This is a genomic window from Lacticaseibacillus camelliae DSM 22697 = JCM 13995 (assembly GCF_001436615.1).
In the GTDB taxonomy this organism is placed as follows: Bacteria; Bacillota; Bacilli; order Lactobacillales; family Lactobacillaceae; genus Lacticaseibacillus; species Lacticaseibacillus camelliae.
This window is the reverse complement of record NZ_AYZJ01000002.1, coordinates 1-16866: the sequence shown is the minus strand read 5'-3', so window position 1 is coordinate 16866 and position 16866 is coordinate 1. Positions and strand designations below refer to the sequence as shown.

The window sequence follows — 16866 nt, the reverse complement described above, 5'->3', positions numbered from 1 at the left end:
CTAGGCAGCATCAGCCCTAAGAATGAGACAATTTATTTGAAGTAATTAAAACCAATGGCGTCGCGGACCTCATCCAGCGTCTGGTTAGCGACTTCGTTTGCGTGCTTAGTGCCGTCGATCAGCATCTGCTGGACTTGACCCATGTCTTCAGCGTACTGGGCGCGGCGCGTACGGATCGGCTCCAGGATCTGTTCCATCACGTCGTTGAGATAACGCTTGAGCTTCACGTCGCCCAAGCCGCCGTGTTGGTACTGCTCCTTGAGGGCCGCGACCTGCTTCTTATCCGGATCAAAAATATCCAGGTAGGTGAACACCACGTTGCCCTCGACCTTGCCCGGGTCCTGCACGTGAATGTGGTCGGGATCGGTGTACATGGACATGATTTTCTTTTGCACGGTATCGGCATCGTCGGCAAGGTAAATCCCGTTGTTTAGGGACTTGCTCATTTTAGCGTTGCCGTCAATCCCTGGCAGGCGGCCAAGGCCCTTGGCTGGGAAGTACCCTTCCGGTTCGACCAGCACGTCCTTGTTGTACGTCCGGTTGAACGTGCGGACAATTTCGCGGGCCTGTTCCAGCATCGGCTCCTGATCGTCGCCCACTGGGACCGTGTCGGCCTTGAACGCCGTAATGTCGGCAGCCTGGCTGACCGGGTAGATGAAGAAGCCAGCGGGAACGGACGCGCCGAATTCCTTCTGCTTGATTTCGGTCTTCACCGTAGGGTTGCGGTCCAAGCGCGACACAGTGACGAGGTCCAGGTAGTACATCGTAAGCTCGGTCAACGCCGGGACTCCGCTTTGAATCAAAATAGTCGACTTGGCCGGGTCGATGCCGACGGCCAGGTAATCCAGCGCAACCTCCATCAGTGAATGACGAATTTTCTCCGGGTCGCGGGCATTATCCGTCAACGCCTGCGTGTCAGCGATCATGATAAACGTGTCGTAGTCGCCGGAATTTTGCAGCTCCACCCGGTTCTTCAGTGAGCCGATGTAGTGCCCAATGTGCAACCGACCGGTGGGGCGATCGCCAGTTAAAATTACTTTTTTTGCCATAGTTAATATCCTCCTATAATTGGGTAATCAGGCTGCGAGCTGAGAACGCAGGAGTGGGTAGCGACGCTCGGCGCCTCGAAGCCAAAGTACGGCTTCAATACACTGAGCTAGGCTATCCATCCTGCTAAGACCGCCGGCTCTCCGCACCTTATCACTATAATCGGGCTACAGGCTCGCAACGGGGGAGCAGCTAGCTACGCCAGAGGCCTCGCCGCCAAAGACCAGCGGCAATGCCTCTGGCTAGGCTATCTGTCCCCCTAGGTGCGCGAGCCTTCCGCACCTTTAAAAAAAAAGCCATCCCATGCTTTCACATAGGACGGCTTTGCGCGGTACCACCTAACTTCACCAGTTTGTTTGAACCGGTACTCTCAAATGGCTTAAGGCGCACCACACCGAACGCCTTGGGTGAGCCAATTCACTGAAGAATGCGGTCGGTTTTCCAGTATTGCCGACTTCCTGCACGCGTTGCCTTCAGCTACTCATCACCCGCACTGACGCGAATATACATTAATCATAGCACGGGCGAGGCCAAAATCAAACTGCCACTACACCAGGTAGTCCAGGTCGCTGGCCTCGCTTGGGTAGGCAAAAATCATCTTCAGTACCTGATCCGCCGGCGTTTTGGTGTTGATGGCCAGCGTCAGCAGATTCACCAGGGACTCAGCGCTGCTAGACACCACAATCGCCCCGACGATCAGCTTAGTCGCCCTTTCCTCGACCACGGTGACTGACGCAAAAGATTCCTGAGTGCGGTTGTAGGTGTACCAGTGGGTCGTATTTTCAGTCTTGACGATGTATCGCGCATCCCCAGCGACCTCAGCGGGAGAAAGTCCCACCTTTGAAATCTCCAAGGTGCCATAAACGGTTGTCGGGATCGCCGGATAGCGAATGGAGGCCTTGGCGCCCAGTAAGTGCTCGGCCACATACCGGCCTTCAAACCCCGCCACCGGCGTCAGCTTTGGTGCCTTTTTGTCCACCACGTCGCCGATCGCGTAGACGTGCGGTGCGCTGGTTTGGAGGAATTCGTTCACCACGATGCCGTGCGCGTTGGTTTTGATGTGTGCTCGGTTAAGGTGCAGCTGATCATCAGGCCGCCGCCCCATCGCCGCAAAGACTTGTTGGACATCCAAGGTGAAACCCTTGGCGGCAAGGCGCAGCCCGTGGGTCACCTGCTCCACGCTGGTCAGTTCAATGTTTTCGTGAAAGTGAATGTGCGCGTTCTTCATCGCCTTTTGCAGGGCCGTCACGGCGTCTTCGGGAAACGCCCGCAGCGCCCGGTCGCCGTGCATGATGACATGTACCTCTGCGCCAGCTTCGGCCGCGATGTTGGCCAGCTCCATGCTGACGTACCCGGCCCCGATGAAGGCCACGCGCTGCGGCAGCTGGTCCATGTCGAGAAAATCCCGGCTGGTTTTGATCAGCTCTTGGCCCCGAATGTTGGGCAGGACCGGCTGAACGCCAGTGGCGATAATGATATCCTGGCCCTCGTACTGATCTTGGCCAACCGCGATCGTCCGCTCGTCAATGAAGCGTGCCTCGCCGTCAACGGCAATCATGCCGGCCCCGGTCACCCCGCTGCGCGTCCCGTTTGGTACGGTGCGCGTGTACGCGCGCTTAAACGCCATCAGCTTGGGCCAATTAATGTCGGGAATTCCGTTCAGCCCAGCAGAGGTCATGCGCGCGGCATAGCTTTTGGCCTGGACCGCACTGTACAACATTTTCTTGGGATCACAGCCATAGTTCGGACAGGTCCCGCCCCACAAATCGCGCTCGACGACCAGCACCTTCTTGCCGGCCTGCGCCAGCGGATACGCCGCCGCCAGGCCCCCCGGTCCGCCGCCGATTACGATCACATCATACTGCTGCATGCGCTCTCCCCCTTTAATTCTTGGCGATGTCCGCCAAAAAGGCCATCACCTGCGTTGCATTCACTTTAAAGTTACCTTTCTGGCACGCCACTGTCACGGATTTACCCTTGCCCAAGGGGGTTAAAATTGTTCGCAAAGCATCGCCTTCCTGCGCCTCCCCGGCCGCCGTCGTAGCCTCAGCAAACCGCCGCAGCTCGATCAGCGGAGTGTCCAAGACCTCCGGCGCAGCGCTGGCGAAGAAGTCTGAAACAAAATCGCTGGCGGGATTAGACGCGATTTCTTCCGGCGTCGCCACCTGCTGCAGCACACCGTCGCGCATGACCGCGATGCGATCGCCAAGTTTCATCGCCTCGTTCATATCATGAGTCACAAACACAAAGGTGGCTTTCATTCGTTTGTGCAACCGCAGCACCATGTCCTGAAGACTGGTGCGTGAAATTGGGTCCAGCGCAGAAAACGGCTCGTCCATCAGGACCATCGGCGGTTTGGTGGCCAGCGCGCGGCAAATCCCCACCCGCTGCTGCTCACCACCAGATAGTTCCGCTGGCATTCGGTCGCGATACTGCTTGGGGTCTAGGTCCACCGCCGCCAGCATCTCGTCAACCGTTTGCCGGATCCGGTCCTTTTGCCAGTGCTTCATCTGCGGGATCAGCGCAATGTTCTGGGCCACGGTCATGTTGGGGAACAGCGCGATCTGCTGAAGGACGTAGCCGATGTTCCACCTCAAGTCGCGAAGATTCGTGTCGATGAGCCGCTTGTCATTGAAGTAAATGTTGCCGTCGGTCGGCTCGATCAACCGATTGATCATTTTCAGCGTGGTGGTCTTGCCGGAACCAGAAGCACCAACCAGCACAAACAGCTCACCATCGCCAATCGTCAGGTTCAGGTCTTTGACCGCCGTAGTCCCTTCAAACTGCTTGACCACGTGTTCAAAGCGTAAGACGTCTTTGCTCATCAGCGCGCCTCCTTCAGCAAACCGTGCTTAATCAGGTAGGCCTTGGCGACTGCGCTTGCCGACTTGCCCTGCACGTTGACTTCGTAATTCATTTCCTGCATGTCCGCCTCTGAGATCTTACCGCCCAGCTTGTTCAAAGCGGCGGTGAGCTTGGGGTGCGTCTTCGCAAACTGGGTCCGCATCAGCGGAGCCCCTTGATAAACCGGGAACAGCTGGCGGTCATCCTGCAGCGCAAGCAAGTGATACTGGCGGATCTGCGAGTCGGTTGAGTACCCATCGGTCACCTGCACCTGACCGCGGTTGAGTGCCTGGTAACGCATCGATGAATCCAGGGTGTTCACGGTGAAGTTGACCCCGTATTTACTCTGGATGCCCTTGTAGCCGTCATCGCGCGCGTTGAACTCGACGTCAAACCCGGCCTTCAGCGGTTTGCTCAACTTGGTCAGATCAGAAATTTTAGTGATCCCGTTTTGCTGGGCCCAAGCCTTTTTGACGACGACCGCATAAGTATTGTTGTAGGCCATTGGTTTGCCAAGCCGCAGCCCCTGCTTACTCAACAGCGATTCGGCGATCGGGTAAGGGTCCCTCCCTGCCGCAATCTGCGCGCTTTGCTTGGCAGATGGCTTCAACAGGCTGCTGACCACCGTTCCCGTGAATTCGGGATAAATGTCGATCTTGTCGCTTTTCAATGCGCTATAAAGAAAGCTGGTTTGGCCAAAGTTCGGCTTCAGTTCAACCTTGACGTTCGCGTCAGCCTGCTCGATCAGGTCCTTGTACATGTTGATCAAAATCTCTGGCTCCGAGCCCAGCTTGCCGGCCACCGTGATGGTCTCCGGCTTTGGCGCCACCGCCTGATAGGTCGCGTACCCGCCGAAGCCCAAAACCAAGGCGCCGATGACAGTCACGGAAACCTGCCAGCGCCACTTCGAAATCATCGAAATGAACCAGGAAAACAGGATTGCCAGCAGTGCTGACGCGAGCGCGCCAAGCAGCGTCAGGGTCGGATCATTCAGGTTGATCCCGCGCATGATGATGTCGCCGAGCCCGCCGCCGCCCACTAAAGCAGCCAGCGTCGCCGTGCCGATGATCAAGACGGCCGCCGTACGGACCCCGCCAAGGATCACCGGCATCGCCAGCGGCAGCTCGACCTTGACCAGGCGCTGCGGCTTGCTCATGCCAAAGGCTTCTTCGGCTTCTTTGTACGCCGGATCAATTTCGTGCAGCCCGGTGTAAGTGTTTTGAAAAATGGGCAGCAGCGCATAAACCACCAGCGCGATGATCGATGGCGTAGTGCCGATCCCCACAATCGGAATCAAAAGCCCCAACAGGGCCAGGCTGGGGATCGTCTGCAAAATACCCGTCACCTGCAGCAAAAAGCCGGCAAACCGGTCATGATTTTGAGCCCAAATACCAAGCGGAATCGCGATCAGCAGCGCCAAAAGCAGTGCGACCAGTGACAACTGGAGGTGTTCCACCAGTTTGGTCAGTAACGTCTCACGTTGGTTCAAGAAAGTCTCCCACAGTGCCTGCATAACGTCCTCCGTATCTGGTTAACTGATAGGACAAATATAACACTTTGACCTTTTTCCCAGCAAACGTCTGTACGGTTTGCTTTACAACGGCTGTTAAAAGGCCTACACTGATTGCACTATTTTTAAGTGAGGAGGGCCGGCCATGTTGAATCAAACCAAGGAAGAAGAACAGGCACGCGTCGATTTCGTGCGGGCCAAGCTCAAAGAACGTCTGACCATTGTCCACCAGCAGTTGGACCGGGCCCACCGCGAAACCAACCGCATCGAGCGCGCTTATGGGGATGCCACCCGCGTCAACATCACCGAAATTGACGACCGCATGGAAACCAACGCCGCCGTTCAGCAGCAGAAGACCATGGTCGCCCGGGCCGTCGAAAACGAGCAGATTCTGGAAAAAGAGGCGCGGCGCCTGGGCCTGCTTCAGGACAACCCCTATTTTGGCCGCATCGACATCATCCAGGACGGCGAGCCCGACACGCTGTACATCGGCCTAGGCACCTTTATCGACCAGGACGATGAATTTCTCGTTTACGACTGGCGCGCACCGATCGCCTCGATCTACTACAACGGCACGCTCGGCAAGGTCACTTACACCACCCCGTTCGGCCCGGAAACCGTGGAACTGGTCAACAAGCGCCAGTTCACCATTGAAAACGGTCAAATCACCAACATGTTCGACACTGACGAAACCGTCGGCGACGAGATCCTGCAATCTGTGCTGGGCGCACAAAGCGACGTGTATATGAAGAACATCGTCGCCACCATCCAGCAGGAGCAAAACGACATCATCCGCGACACCAAGCATGACCTGCTGGTCGTGCAAGGTGTGGCGGGCTCCGGGAAAACCTCCGCGGTGCTGCAGCGCGTGGCCTACCTGCTGTACCACAGTCAAAAGGACCTGGACGCCGACCAAATGGTGATGTTCTCGCCCAACCAGTTGTTTGCCAACTACATCTCTGAAGTGCTCCCGTCGCTGGGGGAAAAGAACATGCGCCAGGCCACACTCGCCGAATTTTTGGCCAAGCGTTTCTCCGGTTTGCATGTGGAGACCTTGTTTGAACGCTACGAGCGCGACCACGCCAGCCTGCCGGAAGCCGCCAAGGCGATTCGCCGCTACAAGGAGCGCGCCGGCTACCTGGACGAACTAAAAGCCTACGCCAACACGCCGGGTCGCATCCCCTATTTCATCGACATTACGCTGAACGGCGAGGTCTTCTTTTCGGCCAAAACCATCACGAAGATTTTTGCCAGCCAGCCGAGGCAGGCCACCGCGGCCAACAAGTTTCTGGACACCAAAAACGCCCTGATCCGCCGGCTGAAGACGCGCATCAAGCTGGCCATTTATGACGACTGGGTCCAGGAGCGCCTAGGCAGCCTCTCGTCGGACGAAGCCCGCGACATTTTAGGTGATGCGCGCTTCGAAAACGGCGAGGATGAGCAGCGCTACATCGCCACCCAGCTGGTCAAGGACGCCTTCTCGCCGGTTTACGATGCGATTTACAACGATTACTTCCTCGACCCATACCAGGATTACGCTCAGTTTCTCGCCCAGTGCCAGCCGCCGGTCGCGCCTAAGGTCTGGGCGGAGATGAGTCACGCCTACCAGAGCGACCTGGAGGCACACATTCTGCGCCTCGCCGATGCCGCACCGGTGCTGTACCTACGCGACCTGGTCGCGGGCTCCGGCCAAAATCACGCGATTCAGTACGTCTTCGTCGATGAGATGCAAGATTACTCGATGGCCCAACTGCGCTACCTGCACTTCGCCTTTCCCAAGGCCAAGCTCACGCTGCTCGGCGACGCCCGCCAGGATGTCTTCACCAGCGACTACCAGCCCAGCGATTTCATCCACGAGATCTCGGCCGTGTTTGCCACCAGCTCGGTGCGCCTGATCAACCTGAACCGCAGCTACCGCTCGACCCTGCCGATCACCAACTTTGCCAAGGCGCTGCTGCCGGTCAATGAACACATTCAGGCCTTCACCCGCGACGGCGCCAAGCCCCAGCTGGTGATTGTACCCAGGAATACGTACCGGACCGGCCTGATCCGCACCCTCAACCAGCTGCTGGAGACCAATAAAACCGTGGCAGTGCTGATGCGCGACGCAGCCCAGGCCGCCCAGCTCTTCACCACGCTGCAGCTTGACGTGGCGGTCTCGCTGCTGACCGAACACGATCACCAGCTGCACGCCGGTTGCGTGATCCTGCCGGTTTACCTGGCCAAGGGCCTGGAGTTCGACGCGGTGGTCGGCTTTGACATCTCCGCCGGCACTTACGACCAACCAAGCGACGCCGACGTGCTTTACACGCTGGCCTCCCGCGCCTTGCACACCCTGATCCTCATCGCGCTGGACCGGCCGAGCCCGCTGATTGAGGCACTCCCGCAGAACTTGTACAACACCATCACAACAGCAAATCAGTCGACTGCTTCACACGCAGCACACTAACCCAAAACAAGGCGATGACCTTTTCAGTCATCGCCTTGTTTTGCTCTGTCGCTGAGCTTTGTCGTCACCGGCTCAGCGCTTTACCTTAATTCAATCACCTGAGTGGCACTTATCACAGTATTAGTGCGGCCAAGTTATTTACAAAATGGAGAAACATTGAGTACCGGATATCACCAGTGGTGGCATAGGTCAGTCCAAACACCGCGCCCAGGGCACTGTAAATGGCCCAGTTGAGCGGATCCGTGAAAGAAGTGTGCGCGAGACCAAAAATCATCGAGGAGAGGATAACCGCCACCACGCGCCAACCGATTTTTTCCTGGTGCGGGAAGCTGTGCATCAGCAGGCCGCGGAACAAGAGCTCCTCAACCGCTGGCCCGCCCACGCAGGCAATCAGCGTCATGGCCAGCGGCGCCTGCTGCATGATCGCCATCAAGCTGCTTTGATTGGCCGGTTCGCCGGTCGCGCCGCGCATCTGCAATAACCCGCCGGCCAGCTGGACCGCGTACATCAGGATCACCATCAACGCGGTGAAGCCGGCCGTTTTCAGGGTCAACGGCTGCCGGTGCCAGTGGTCTGCCTTTTCCTTACTCAAAAACCACTGGTAGGTCCCCCACAGCAGGAGGAGCAAGATCCCGAAGACCACGGTGAACAAACCGGCCACTTCAAGCGTCCCTGCCCGGCCGTGCGAGCGCAGCGTGGGGACTAGGACCATGTACTCGGCATAGCTGTAGCCGATAAACAAAAGCAGCACAATGCCCAGCCGTTTCAGTGTGGTTTTGATCATGAAGTGCCTCCTTGTCCGGTCACGCGTCAACAATGTCGACGCCGAGGCTGCCGGCAATCACTGCCGCCTGCCACTGGTTGATCTTCAAGCCCGACAGCAGCGCCGGGGTGAAAATCAGCCGGTCAAAGCGGGCCTTGGCCAAGTTGACCTGCGCCAACTTAGTGTCACTGAAGTCCGCCCCTGTCATCTCCCCGCCGGCAACCACCAGCCCGGGCTTAACGATGCTGGCAGCCTGAAAACTACTTTCGGTCAGTTTTGTGTCCTCGAACCGAGCGTTTTTCAGCTTGGCCTCGGCGAGAATCAGGTACGTGGCCTGACAACCTGCCACCGTCACGTCCTGCCAAGTGCTGCGGGTGAAATCGGCGCCCATCAGCTGGCAGCCTTCAAAGCGGCAGCGGTACATCACGCTGCCGGTGAAGTCGGCGGTGAGGAACCGACTGCCCCGAATCGTACAGTCAAGCCATTCCCCGCCCCGAAAATCGGTCTGCGCGAAGGTGCAGTTCAGAAACGTCACGCCGGACACCTGGATGTCCTGATTGGACACCGTGATCGTGCAGCCGCTGTACGTCTGGTCTTCTTGCACCTCGTCTAGGCTCAGGATCTGCCGCTCAATCATCACTGCCACCGCCTCGTCAATTATGGTTTCAATCCTAGCATACTTTTCAAAAAGGCGAAAAAAAGGCCCGACATCTCTGTCGGGCCACCGCAGCCGTTTACCGGATTTGAACCGGTGACCTCGTCCTTACCATGGACGCGCTCTACCTGCTGAGCTAAAACGGCATGGGGTTGTTTACCTAAAAACAACTGCCTAAACAATATACTATACAACCCGGTCTCCTTGCAACCCTCCACGCCTAAAAAAAGGTTCATTTTTCACCACGCCACTCTGCCGCAAATTCTTCCAGAAAGTCTTGCATCACCTGCTGGCGGTGTGCGGCCAGTTTCCGCGCAGCCGGCGTGTTCATTTGGGCCGCCAAGTGCAGCAGCTTTTCGTGGAAATGATTGATGATGGTGCTTTCGCCTTGGCGATAACTTGATGCGTCCAGCTGATGGCGTGGGGCCAGGGCCGGATCGTAAAGCCGACTGCCATGCGCGCCGCCGTACATCATGGCTCGCGCGATGCCGATGGCGCCAATGGCATCCAAGCGGTCCGCGTCTTGGACCAACTGGCCCTCCAGGCTCAGCGGCTGCTTGCCGGCCAGGCTCGCCTTAAAACTCATGTGGTCAATGATGGCGATCACGGCGCTTTGCTGGGCAGCCGTCAAGCCGGCGTGTGTCATTGCGGCAACCGTCTGCGCCTTGGCCGCGGCCACATCAGTCACCAGCTTATCGTCGTAAGTATCGTGCAAAGTCGCCGCGGCCACTGCAATCGTCGCGTCGGCAACCGGCGTGCGCGCCAACAGCGTCTTGGTCGTTGCGACTACCCGGCGGATGTGATCCATGTTGTGACCACTGGCGTCTTGACCCAACACTTTTTCCGCGTACGCCATCAGTTGTTCTTCCTGGGTCATTTGCCGCTCCTTTTCCTTTGCGTTTCACGCCTTCATCTCGGTATGCTTAAGTTAGTGACCGGAAGCCCGCCGCGAAAGGACGTGGTACTGTGAAATTGCGCCACTTACAAATCAATCAGACCCTGAATCAGTTTAGCCGCCTGACGCCCAGTGACGGCGCCGAGGGCCGCCCTGTTGCCCAGCAAAACCTGCTTTTTTGGGTTGCCGCGGAACCGGTGCCGCCGACGCCGACTGAACTCGCCGAGGCGATGGGCTTGTCCAAGGCGGCGATCACGAAAATGATGGGACCCCTGATTGACGACCAGCTACTCGCCAAAACCATCGATCCCGACGACAACCGCAGCTTCACCTTAAGCCTCACCGAGGCGGGCAAGCAGGCGGTCCTCGAGATGAGCGACGATTACTTCAAGCCGATGAACGCGCTGCGCGATGGCCTCGGCAAGAAGAAATTCAACAAGCTGATCGATTTGCTCGACCAGGCCAATGAGGTCCTGGTCGGCGCCGACGACTGATCACTGCGGCAGGTGAAAGCCCTGCTCGCGCAAGATCTGACCGATCTCCAGGCGATGATGGAGGTCGGTTTTTGTGTACCCCAAAAGGCTATCGGTAAACGTCTCCTCGCGCGCGTTCCACTGGCGCGTCCGGTAATAATTGTTCAGGGTGGTATCATAATCCTGAAGGTCCTGCGCCGCCGGGTAGGTATTTTCGCCCACCACTGCCGCATGCGGCAGGCGCGGCTTGTGCTGCGGCGCTTCCGCCGGCACGCCCACCATCAGGCCCAGCACCGGAAACGTGAAGCGCGGCAGGTTCAGCAAGGCGATCATCTGCCGCGGGTCGTTCAGGACGCTGCCCCGAAAGCACCCACCCAGCCCGCTGCGCTCGGCCGCGCCCAGCAGGTTCTGCGCGGCCAGTTCCGCGTCGGCGACACCACCGAAGAAGCCGGCCCAACCGGTAAAATGGCTCGCCGTGGCTTCGGTCAAATGAGCCGTTTCAATGTTGCGGTGCTGGTCCAGCACAAAGACGTAAAGCAGGCCCTCACCGGCCACAAACGGGCAGTTTGTGAGGTCCGCAATACGCTGACGCTTTTGCGGATCAAACACCTTGATCAAAGTGACCTGCTGCAGGAAGTTGCTGGACGAAGTCGCCTGCGCCACGTCCTCAAGCACGCGTTGGTCGGCGGCACTCGGCGCCGCGCTGAATGTGCGGATCGAGCGATGGGTCAAGGCACTGTTATCGATTGTCATTGCATTCACTCTTTTCAAAGAAGGTTTTCTAATGTCCAAGTCTACCACGATTCCAGAATCAATTGAGGTGCGCGGTGCCGCCGTCCACAACCTCAAGCACCTCGACGTCGACATTCCACTGCACAAGTTGGTCGCCATCACTGGTCGCTCCGGGTCCGGCAAGTCCTCGCTGGCGATGGGGGTCCTGTATTCGGAAGGCATGCGCCGCTATGTGTCAGCACTGTCGACCTACACGCGGCGCCGCCTGGGCCAGGTTGGCCACGCCCAGGTCGACTCGATCGCGCACATCCCCAGCGCCATTGCACTGCGGCAGCGGCCCATTGTCCCGGGTATTCGTTCAACGGTTGGCACCACCACTGAGGCCCTGAACGTGCTGCGCCTGGCGTTCTCGCGCCTCGGGTCCGTGCGCTGTCCCAACGGTCACCAACTGCCACCAACGTTGACCATCGCGCGCCTGATGGACCTGCCGAACCAGCCTGACGGCGGTATGGGGGCGCTCACTTGTCCGGTTTGCGGCGCGCAGTTTAAAGCTTTTGGCGCCGAGGACTTCGCCTTCAATTCTGTCGGGGCCTGCCCCACCTGCAACGGCACCGGGGTCGCGCGGACCATCGCCCCGGAGCGCCTGATTCCTGATCAATCACTGACCATCCGCCAAGGGGCGGTCGCCTCTTGGCGGCTTCCTGGCCGCAATTTTATGATGAATGTGGCCCAGCAGATCGGCATTGACATCGACACCCCGTTCAAGGACCTGCCCAAAGACCAACAAAAAATGGTCTGGCACGGCAAGAAGCAGACCTATGCCATCAACATCCCGTCCAAAACCGGCAAAATTTTTCACATGGACCACGCCATGTACGAAAATGCCTTTAACGCGGTCGAAGATTCGCTGGCCACCACGACCAACGAACGCGCCATTACGCGCCTGAATCGATTCTACCGCTTCGACGTCTGCCCGACCTGCCACGGCTCCCGCTTTCGGCCGGAACTGCTGCACCAAAAGATCAACGGGAAAAACATCGCCGAGGTCTCCGACATGACCCTCAGCGAACTGGAAGCTTTCATCCCCTCCATTTACACCTGGCTGCCAGAGGACATGCAGTCGTTGGCGCATGACGTGCTGCGCGAGCTGACAACGGTCCTGAAACCGCTGCTCGACCTCGGCCTGTCCTACCTGCAACTCAGCCGCGCTGGCGCGACGCTGTCCACCGGCGAGCTCCAGCGCATTCAGCTGGCGCGCACCCTGCGCACCCAGACCACCGGCGTGTTGTACGTCCTTGACGAGCCGTCGATCGGGCTGCACCCCGCCAACGTGGCCGGGCTGATCGACGTGATGCGCAGCTTGGTGGCTCAAGGAAATTCGGTAGTCGTGGTCGATCACGACACGGCCATTATCGACGCCGCCGACGAGGTCCTAGAAATCGGGCCGGGTGCCGGCGAGGCTGGCGGCCACCTGCTGAACCAAGGGACCCCGGCCGCAGTGGCCAAGCAACCCAATTCGCTGATTGGTCCCTACCTGACCGGCAAAGCAAACATGATTGTGCGGCCAACCGCCCAGGCGAAGGCGACCACCGCCAAGAAGTGGTACGGCCTCACCGTCACCGACCGCTTCAACCTGCACAATTTGACCGTGCAGTTCCCGGTGAACCAGCTCAGCGTGGTGTCCGGCTTTTCCGGCGCCGGCAAATCGACCCTGGTGTTCGACGCCTTGGTCCCGGCCCTGACCGCGACCAAGGCCGATCCGGCGCCGAGCTTCGTCAAGGACTTGCAGCGCGGCGGGTTGCGGCGGGTCGTCGCCATCGATGCCAGCCCGGTGGGCAAAAATGTGCGCTCCACCGTCGCCACTTACACCAATATCCTCGACCGGCTGCGCGAGCTGTTCGCCGGCCTGCCTGAAAGTCAGAACCGCGGCTACACCGCCAGCAATTTTTCCTACAACGTGACGGCCGGGGCCTGCCCGACTTGTGGCGGGACCGGCCAGATCAGCCTGGACATTCAGTACCTCCCGGACATGCAGCAGGTCTGCCCGACTTGCGGCGGCCGCCGCTATAATCCGGATGTGCTGGAAGTGAAGTGGCACGATTACAGCATTGCCGACTTACTCGACCTGTCTGTCGATGCAGCGCTGCCCGTCTTCAAGGACGAGGCGGCCATCGAGGCGACCCTGCAAACCCTGCACGACATGGGACTGGGCTACCTGCACCTCGGTGAAAGTACACCGTCACTGTCCGGCGGCGAGGCCCAGCGGTTGAAGCTGACCGCACACATGGGCCGGACGCAGCGCGGGACCCTGTTTGTCTTCGATGAGCCCTCGGTCGGGCTGCATCCCCTGGATGTGGCGACGCTGCTCCGCGTGTTTCAGCGCCTGATCAATGCCGGGGGGACCGTCTTGACCATCGAGCACGACCTGGACGTGCTGGCCAACGCGGACTACCTTCTTGACCTGGGTCCGGAAGGCGGCCGCTTCGGCGGTCAGATTGTCGCCAGCGGGACGCCGCAGCAGGTGGCGGAATGCACCGCCGGCCACACCGGCGCCTTTCTCAAGGCCCACTTGGCCAAGTTCAACGCTTAAATGCGCGAACCACCCGTAAGAAAATGCTGACCACCTAAGATTAGCCAGGTCGCCAGCATTTTTTACTTAATCAGCCACTCTCACTTGATGATGGCGTCGATTTGCGCCAGCTCATCCGCGGTAAAGTCTAGGTGCGCGCACGCCTTCAGGTTGTCTTCCAGGTGCGCGACACTGGTGGTTCCAATGATCACGCTGGTGACCACGGGATCGCGCAGCAGCCAGGCCAGCGCCATTTGCGCCAGCGTCTGGCCCCGGCCCTGGGCCAGGTCGTTCAACGCGTTGAGCTTGGTGACCACTGCGGCCCGACCGGCGGCAAAGGTGCCCTGATTCGTCGGGTGGATCTTGAAGGTCTCCGGGATGCCGCCGAGATAGCGGTCGGAGAGCAGCCCCTCAGACAGCGGTCCGTAGGCGACCAGTCCCGCGCCGGCGTCCCGGAGCACATCCAGCAGTCCCGAGGTTTCCACGCTGCGGTTGAACATGTTGTAACTCATCTGGTCGACCACAAACGGCGTGCCTAGGTCCTGGAACATCCGGATCGCACGCTTGGCCTGCGGCGTGTCGTAGTTGGACACCCCGATGTAAAGCGCCTTGCCCTGACGCACCACGTCGTCCAGGGCCCGCACGGTTTCCGCGACATCAACGGTATCGTCGAAACGGTGCGCGTAAAACAAGTCGACGTAATCCAGCTGCAGGCGCTGCAGCGAGTCATCGATCCCCTGCAGGACCGCCTTGCGCGACGTACCGGTGCCGTATGGGCCGGGATGGATCTCGTAGCCAACCTTGGTCGAAATCACCAGCTCATCGCGGTAAAGTTTGAGGTCGCGGCTGAGAATCTGCCCGAGCAGGCTTTCGCTGGACCCGAAGTCCCCGTCGCCGTAATGATTCGCCACGTCAAAATGGAACACGCCGCGGTCAAAGGCAGCCAGAATCACTTCCCGGCGTGCTGCCAATGCATCGGTCGAGCCGAAGTGCCGCCACAGCCCCAGTGAGATCGCCGGTAGCATCAGGCCACTTTTCCCGGCGTGGCGCACCGGCACCGCACTGTAACGATTTTCGTCTGCGTGATACATGAAATCACTCTCCTTTGGTTTGCCTTTACGGTAACACGAAGCGCTCCAAAAGCATAAGAAAAGCGCCGCAGCCGGCGCCACTCAAAGCTTGAAATACCGCGTCAAAAATTGCGCCAGCCCGTCTTCGGTGTTGGGCCCAGTCTCGTACTTGGCGGCCGCCTTGACCGCCGGCACGGCATTACCCATTGCCACCGAGATCCCAGCGCTTTGCAGCATGCCGATATCGTTGTTACCGTCACCAAACGCGATGGTGCGCGCCGGGGGAATGCCCAGCTTGGCCTGCAATTCGGTAATGGCATTGGCCTTGTCAACATGCTTGGGGATCAGCTCAATGTTGTTCGTGAAGCTGGCCGACAGGTGCAGCAGGTCCTTAGCGGCCAGTTCTTCTCGAACCGCCGCCAGCTCGCCGTGATCGTGCAGGGAAAACACGTTGCCGTTGATGATCTCGCCGGCGTGCTGCACCAGCGCCGAAACACTCGGCAGTTGGGTGACCGCCATGGCCAGATCCTTGGGCGCAAACGAGTACATGTACTGCTTCAGCACCGGATCAGGATCGCTGACGTAATAGACCGCGTCATCGGTGTAATACACCCCGGTCAGCCCGTGTGCGGTCGTGGCCGTCTCAATTGCCGCCAGTGCCCTGGCTCCCAACAGGTGATGGACCCGGCCACCAGGGGTGTCATACGAGGCGCCGTTGGAGGCGATGATCTCGGCGCGCGGACCAATCTGTTTCGCCATGTTTTCTGCTAACGCGTGCATTCGGCCGGTCGCCAGGTAGAATTGATGGCCGCGGTCCAGCAACTGGTTGATCACCGCGCTGGTGTGTGCGGTGATGGTGGTGTTGTCGATGGCCAGTGTGCCGTCGACGTCTGATACGATCAAATACGGGGTCATGCCCTCGCCTCCCAGAAGTATCAATTTATTATATAAGACCGGCGCGCATTAAAAAAGCAGTGATTACTCACTGCTGAACCGGTTTAACGGCCTTGCGGGGTCTTTTCAATCGTCTTGCTGTACCATTCGGTCCATGGTTCCACTGGTTTGCCATTGGCGTTGAACTTTGCTTTGACGGTGGTCAGAAGCGCGGCAAAGTTGTCGTAACGGTCACGCACCAGGCCATCGTGCAGCTCCCCTGGCAGAAATGAACTGTTGACCAGCAGCCACTGGTTAATGTCGGCAATGTGGCCGGTCAGGTCGATCTGCGCCAAAGCGTCCAGCCCCTCGTGCTGGTACTGATCAATGTAGAACGTGGCAAAATCTGAGATCGCCGTGTGCTTGGCGGCGTCGCTCAGATCCTTGAACAAAAGTGTGGTCTCTGCCAAAAATCGTCATCCCTTCTCATTATCTTTCCTCTATACGATAAGCCTTCAGCAGCCTTTTTGGCAAATCATTCTGGCTTTGCAAAAGTTGATCCTTTTCTATTGCTTTACGCTTAGTGATGCGTTACTATCCTTCCTATCCGTTAAGGAATAGAGCGAAAGGAACTGAACGTCATGAAGAGAGAAGAAATCCAACTCGGTGACACCGTGAGGGCAAAGGTCAAGGAAGATATGGCCCATGTCTTCACCGGCACCGTGCAGAAAAAGTACGAAAACTCGGCGCTGCTCGCAATCACCGACTATGATCCCAGCGACAAGCAAAACGCCGCCGAGCTCAACTTCAAAATCGTCATCAACTTCAAAGCCGTCACGAAAAACCTCGGCGGCGGCCATCCCGATCCTGAACCGGAACCGGAGCCGGACCACCAAACTAACCGCACCGTTAAAAAGTAAACCCGAGCGCCTGAAGTGCCATAGAAAAGTTAGACAAATTTTCTACCACAACAATATCTGGTTCCT

At 58.5% G+C, this 16866-nt stretch carries 15 protein-coding genes and 1 tRNA gene; 4 read left to right on the top strand and 12 right to left on the bottom strand.

From position 1 onward, the window contains the following. Positions 1-32: 32 nt before the first annotated feature. The 4 genes from trpS to FC75_RS00085 form a co-directional block, all read right to left on the bottom strand. Positions 33-1049, bottom strand: coding sequence for a tryptophan--tRNA ligase (trpS, locus tag FC75_RS00100; RefSeq protein WP_054665353.1), 1017 nt, complete (start codon positions 1047-1049; stop codon positions 33-35). Between the two features lie 545 nt (positions 1050-1594). Further along, positions 1595-2917, bottom strand: a complete 1323-nt coding sequence (locus tag FC75_RS00095; RefSeq protein ID WP_056988654.1) for a dihydrolipoyl dehydrogenase family protein — start codon at positions 2915-2917, stop codon at positions 1595-1597. Positions 2918-2930: 13 nt separating this feature from the next. Next, complete coding sequence (locus FC75_RS00090) at positions 2931-3872, bottom strand: ABC transporter ATP-binding protein (protein WP_054665356.1); 942 nt, start codon at positions 3870-3872, stop codon at positions 2931-2933. Then, on the bottom strand, positions 3872-5404 hold the full coding sequence (locus FC75_RS00085; protein WP_054665359.1) for an ABC transporter permease/substrate-binding protein: 1533 nt from the start codon (positions 5402-5404) through the stop codon (positions 3872-3874). The genes FC75_RS00090 and FC75_RS00085 overlap by 1 nt, the downstream gene beginning before the upstream one ends. A 142-nt stretch (positions 5405-5546) precedes the next feature. Here FC75_RS00085 and helD point away from each other — a divergent pair, with 142 nt between their 5' ends. Next, positions 5547-7850, top strand: a complete 2304-nt coding sequence (gene helD, locus FC75_RS00080; protein ID WP_056988652.1) for an RNA polymerase recycling motor HelD — start codon at positions 5547-5549, stop codon at positions 7848-7850. A gap of 112 nt (positions 7851-7962) precedes the next feature. Here the strand turns inward: helD and FC75_RS00075 are convergent, their stop codons facing one another. The 4 genes from FC75_RS00075 to FC75_RS00060 form a co-directional block, all read right to left on the bottom strand. Continuing rightward, positions 7963-8634: a CPBP family intramembrane glutamic endopeptidase gene (locus FC75_RS00075; protein ID WP_054665362.1), complete on the bottom strand. Its 672-nt coding sequence runs from the start codon at positions 8632-8634 to the stop codon at positions 7963-7965. Between the two features lie 19 nt (positions 8635-8653). Continuing rightward, positions 8654-9250, bottom strand: a complete 597-nt coding sequence (locus FC75_RS00070) for a pentapeptide repeat-containing protein (RefSeq protein ID WP_056988650.1) — start codon at positions 9248-9250, stop codon at positions 8654-8656. A 91-nt stretch (positions 9251-9341) separates the two neighbouring features. Beyond that, positions 9342-9414, bottom strand: a tRNA-Thr gene (locus tag FC75_RS00065). An 86-nt stretch (positions 9415-9500) separates the two neighbouring features. Next, positions 9501-10145 carry an HD domain-containing protein gene (locus FC75_RS00060; RefSeq protein ID WP_056988648.1) on the bottom strand — a complete coding sequence of 215 codons (645 nt, stop codon included), beginning with the start codon at positions 10143-10145 and terminating at the stop codon, positions 9501-9503. A gap of 89 nt (positions 10146-10234) precedes the next feature. Here FC75_RS00060 and FC75_RS00055 point away from each other — a divergent pair, with 89 nt between their 5' ends. Next, entirely contained in the window at positions 10235-10657 is a 423-nt protein-coding gene (locus FC75_RS00055) for a MarR family winged helix-turn-helix transcriptional regulator (protein WP_054665368.1), read from the top strand. Here the strand turns inward: FC75_RS00055 and FC75_RS00050 are convergent, their stop codons facing one another. Then, a complete protein-coding gene (locus FC75_RS00050) occupies positions 10658-11389 on the bottom strand; it encodes a nitroreductase family protein (protein WP_056988646.1) in 732 nt (243 codons plus the stop codon). Between the two features lie 31 nt (positions 11390-11420). Here FC75_RS00050 and FC75_RS00045 point away from each other — a divergent pair, with 31 nt between their 5' ends. Then, complete coding sequence (locus tag FC75_RS00045; RefSeq protein ID WP_056988644.1) at positions 11421-13958, top strand: excinuclease ABC subunit UvrA; 2538 nt, start codon at positions 11421-11423, stop codon at positions 13956-13958. Between the two features lie 80 nt (positions 13959-14038). On the opposite strand, the gene FC75_RS00040 is transcribed toward FC75_RS00045, so the two are convergent. The 3 genes from FC75_RS00040 to FC75_RS00030 all read right to left on the bottom strand — a co-directional run bounded on the left by FC75_RS00040 (position 14039) and on the right by FC75_RS00030 (position 16350). After that, positions 14039-15028, bottom strand: coding sequence for an aldo/keto reductase (locus tag FC75_RS00040; protein ID WP_054666202.1), 990 nt, complete (start codon positions 15026-15028; stop codon positions 14039-14041). 81 nt (positions 15029-15109) lie between these two features. Further along, positions 15110-15922, bottom strand: a complete 813-nt coding sequence (locus FC75_RS00035; RefSeq protein ID WP_056988643.1) for a Cof-type HAD-IIB family hydrolase — start codon at positions 15920-15922, stop codon at positions 15110-15112. An 83-nt stretch (positions 15923-16005) separates the two neighbouring features. Continuing rightward, entirely contained in the window at positions 16006-16350 is a 345-nt protein-coding gene (locus FC75_RS00030) for a hypothetical protein (RefSeq protein ID WP_054666199.1), read from the bottom strand. A 171-nt stretch (positions 16351-16521) separates the two neighbouring features. Between FC75_RS00030 and FC75_RS00025 the strand changes: the two genes are divergently transcribed. Continuing rightward, on the top strand, positions 16522-16800 hold the full coding sequence (locus tag FC75_RS00025; protein ID WP_225350905.1) for a DUF2187 domain-containing protein: 279 nt from the start codon (positions 16522-16524) through the stop codon (positions 16798-16800). Positions 16801-16866: the final 66 nt, after the last annotated feature.

Excerpts from the sequence above, each read along its gene's own strand:
- trpS (WP_054665353.1), bottom strand. The coding sequence starts at position 1,049 with ATGGCAAAAAAAGTAATTTTAACTGGCGATCGCCCCACCGGTCGGTTG.
- FC75_RS00090 (WP_054665356.1), bottom strand. The coding sequence starts at position 3,872 with ATGAGCAAAGACGTCTTACGCTTTGAACACGTGGTCAAGCAGTTTGAA.
- FC75_RS00060 (WP_056988648.1), bottom strand. The coding sequence starts at position 10,145 with ATGACCCAGGAAGAACAACTGATGGCGTACGCGGAAAAAGTGTTGGGT.
- FC75_RS00095 (WP_056988654.1), bottom strand. The coding sequence starts at position 2,917 with ATGCAGCAGTATGATGTGATCGTAATCGGCGGCGGACCGGGGGGCCTG.
- FC75_RS00075 (WP_054665362.1), bottom strand. The coding sequence starts at position 8,634 with ATGATCAAAACCACACTGAAACGGCTGGGCATTGTGCTGCTTTTGTTT.
- FC75_RS00050 (WP_056988646.1), bottom strand. The coding sequence starts at position 11,389 with ATGACAATCGATAACAGTGCCTTGACCCATCGCTCGATCCGCACATTC.
- helD (WP_056988652.1), top strand. The coding sequence starts at position 5,547 with ATGTTGAATCAAACCAAGGAAGAAGAACAGGCACGCGTCGATTTCGTG.
- FC75_RS00045 (WP_056988644.1), top strand. The coding sequence starts at position 11,421 with ATGTCCAAGTCTACCACGATTCCAGAATCAATTGAGGTGCGCGGTGCC.
- FC75_RS00035 (WP_056988643.1), bottom strand. The coding sequence starts at position 15,922 with ATGACCCCGTATTTGATCGTATCAGACGTCGACGGCACACTGGCCATC.
- FC75_RS00025 (WP_225350905.1), top strand. The coding sequence starts at position 16,522 with ATGAAGAGAGAAGAAATCCAACTCGGTGACACCGTGAGGGCAAAGGTC.
- FC75_RS00085 (WP_054665359.1), bottom strand. The coding sequence starts at position 5,404 with ATGCAGGCACTGTGGGAGACTTTCTTGAACCAACGTGAGACGTTACTG.
- FC75_RS00040 (WP_054666202.1), bottom strand. The coding sequence starts at position 15,028 with ATGTATCACGCAGACGAAAATCGTTACAGTGCGGTGCCGGTGCGCCAC.
- FC75_RS00070 (WP_056988650.1), bottom strand. The coding sequence starts at position 9,250 with ATGATTGAGCGGCAGATCCTGAGCCTAGACGAGGTGCAAGAAGACCAG.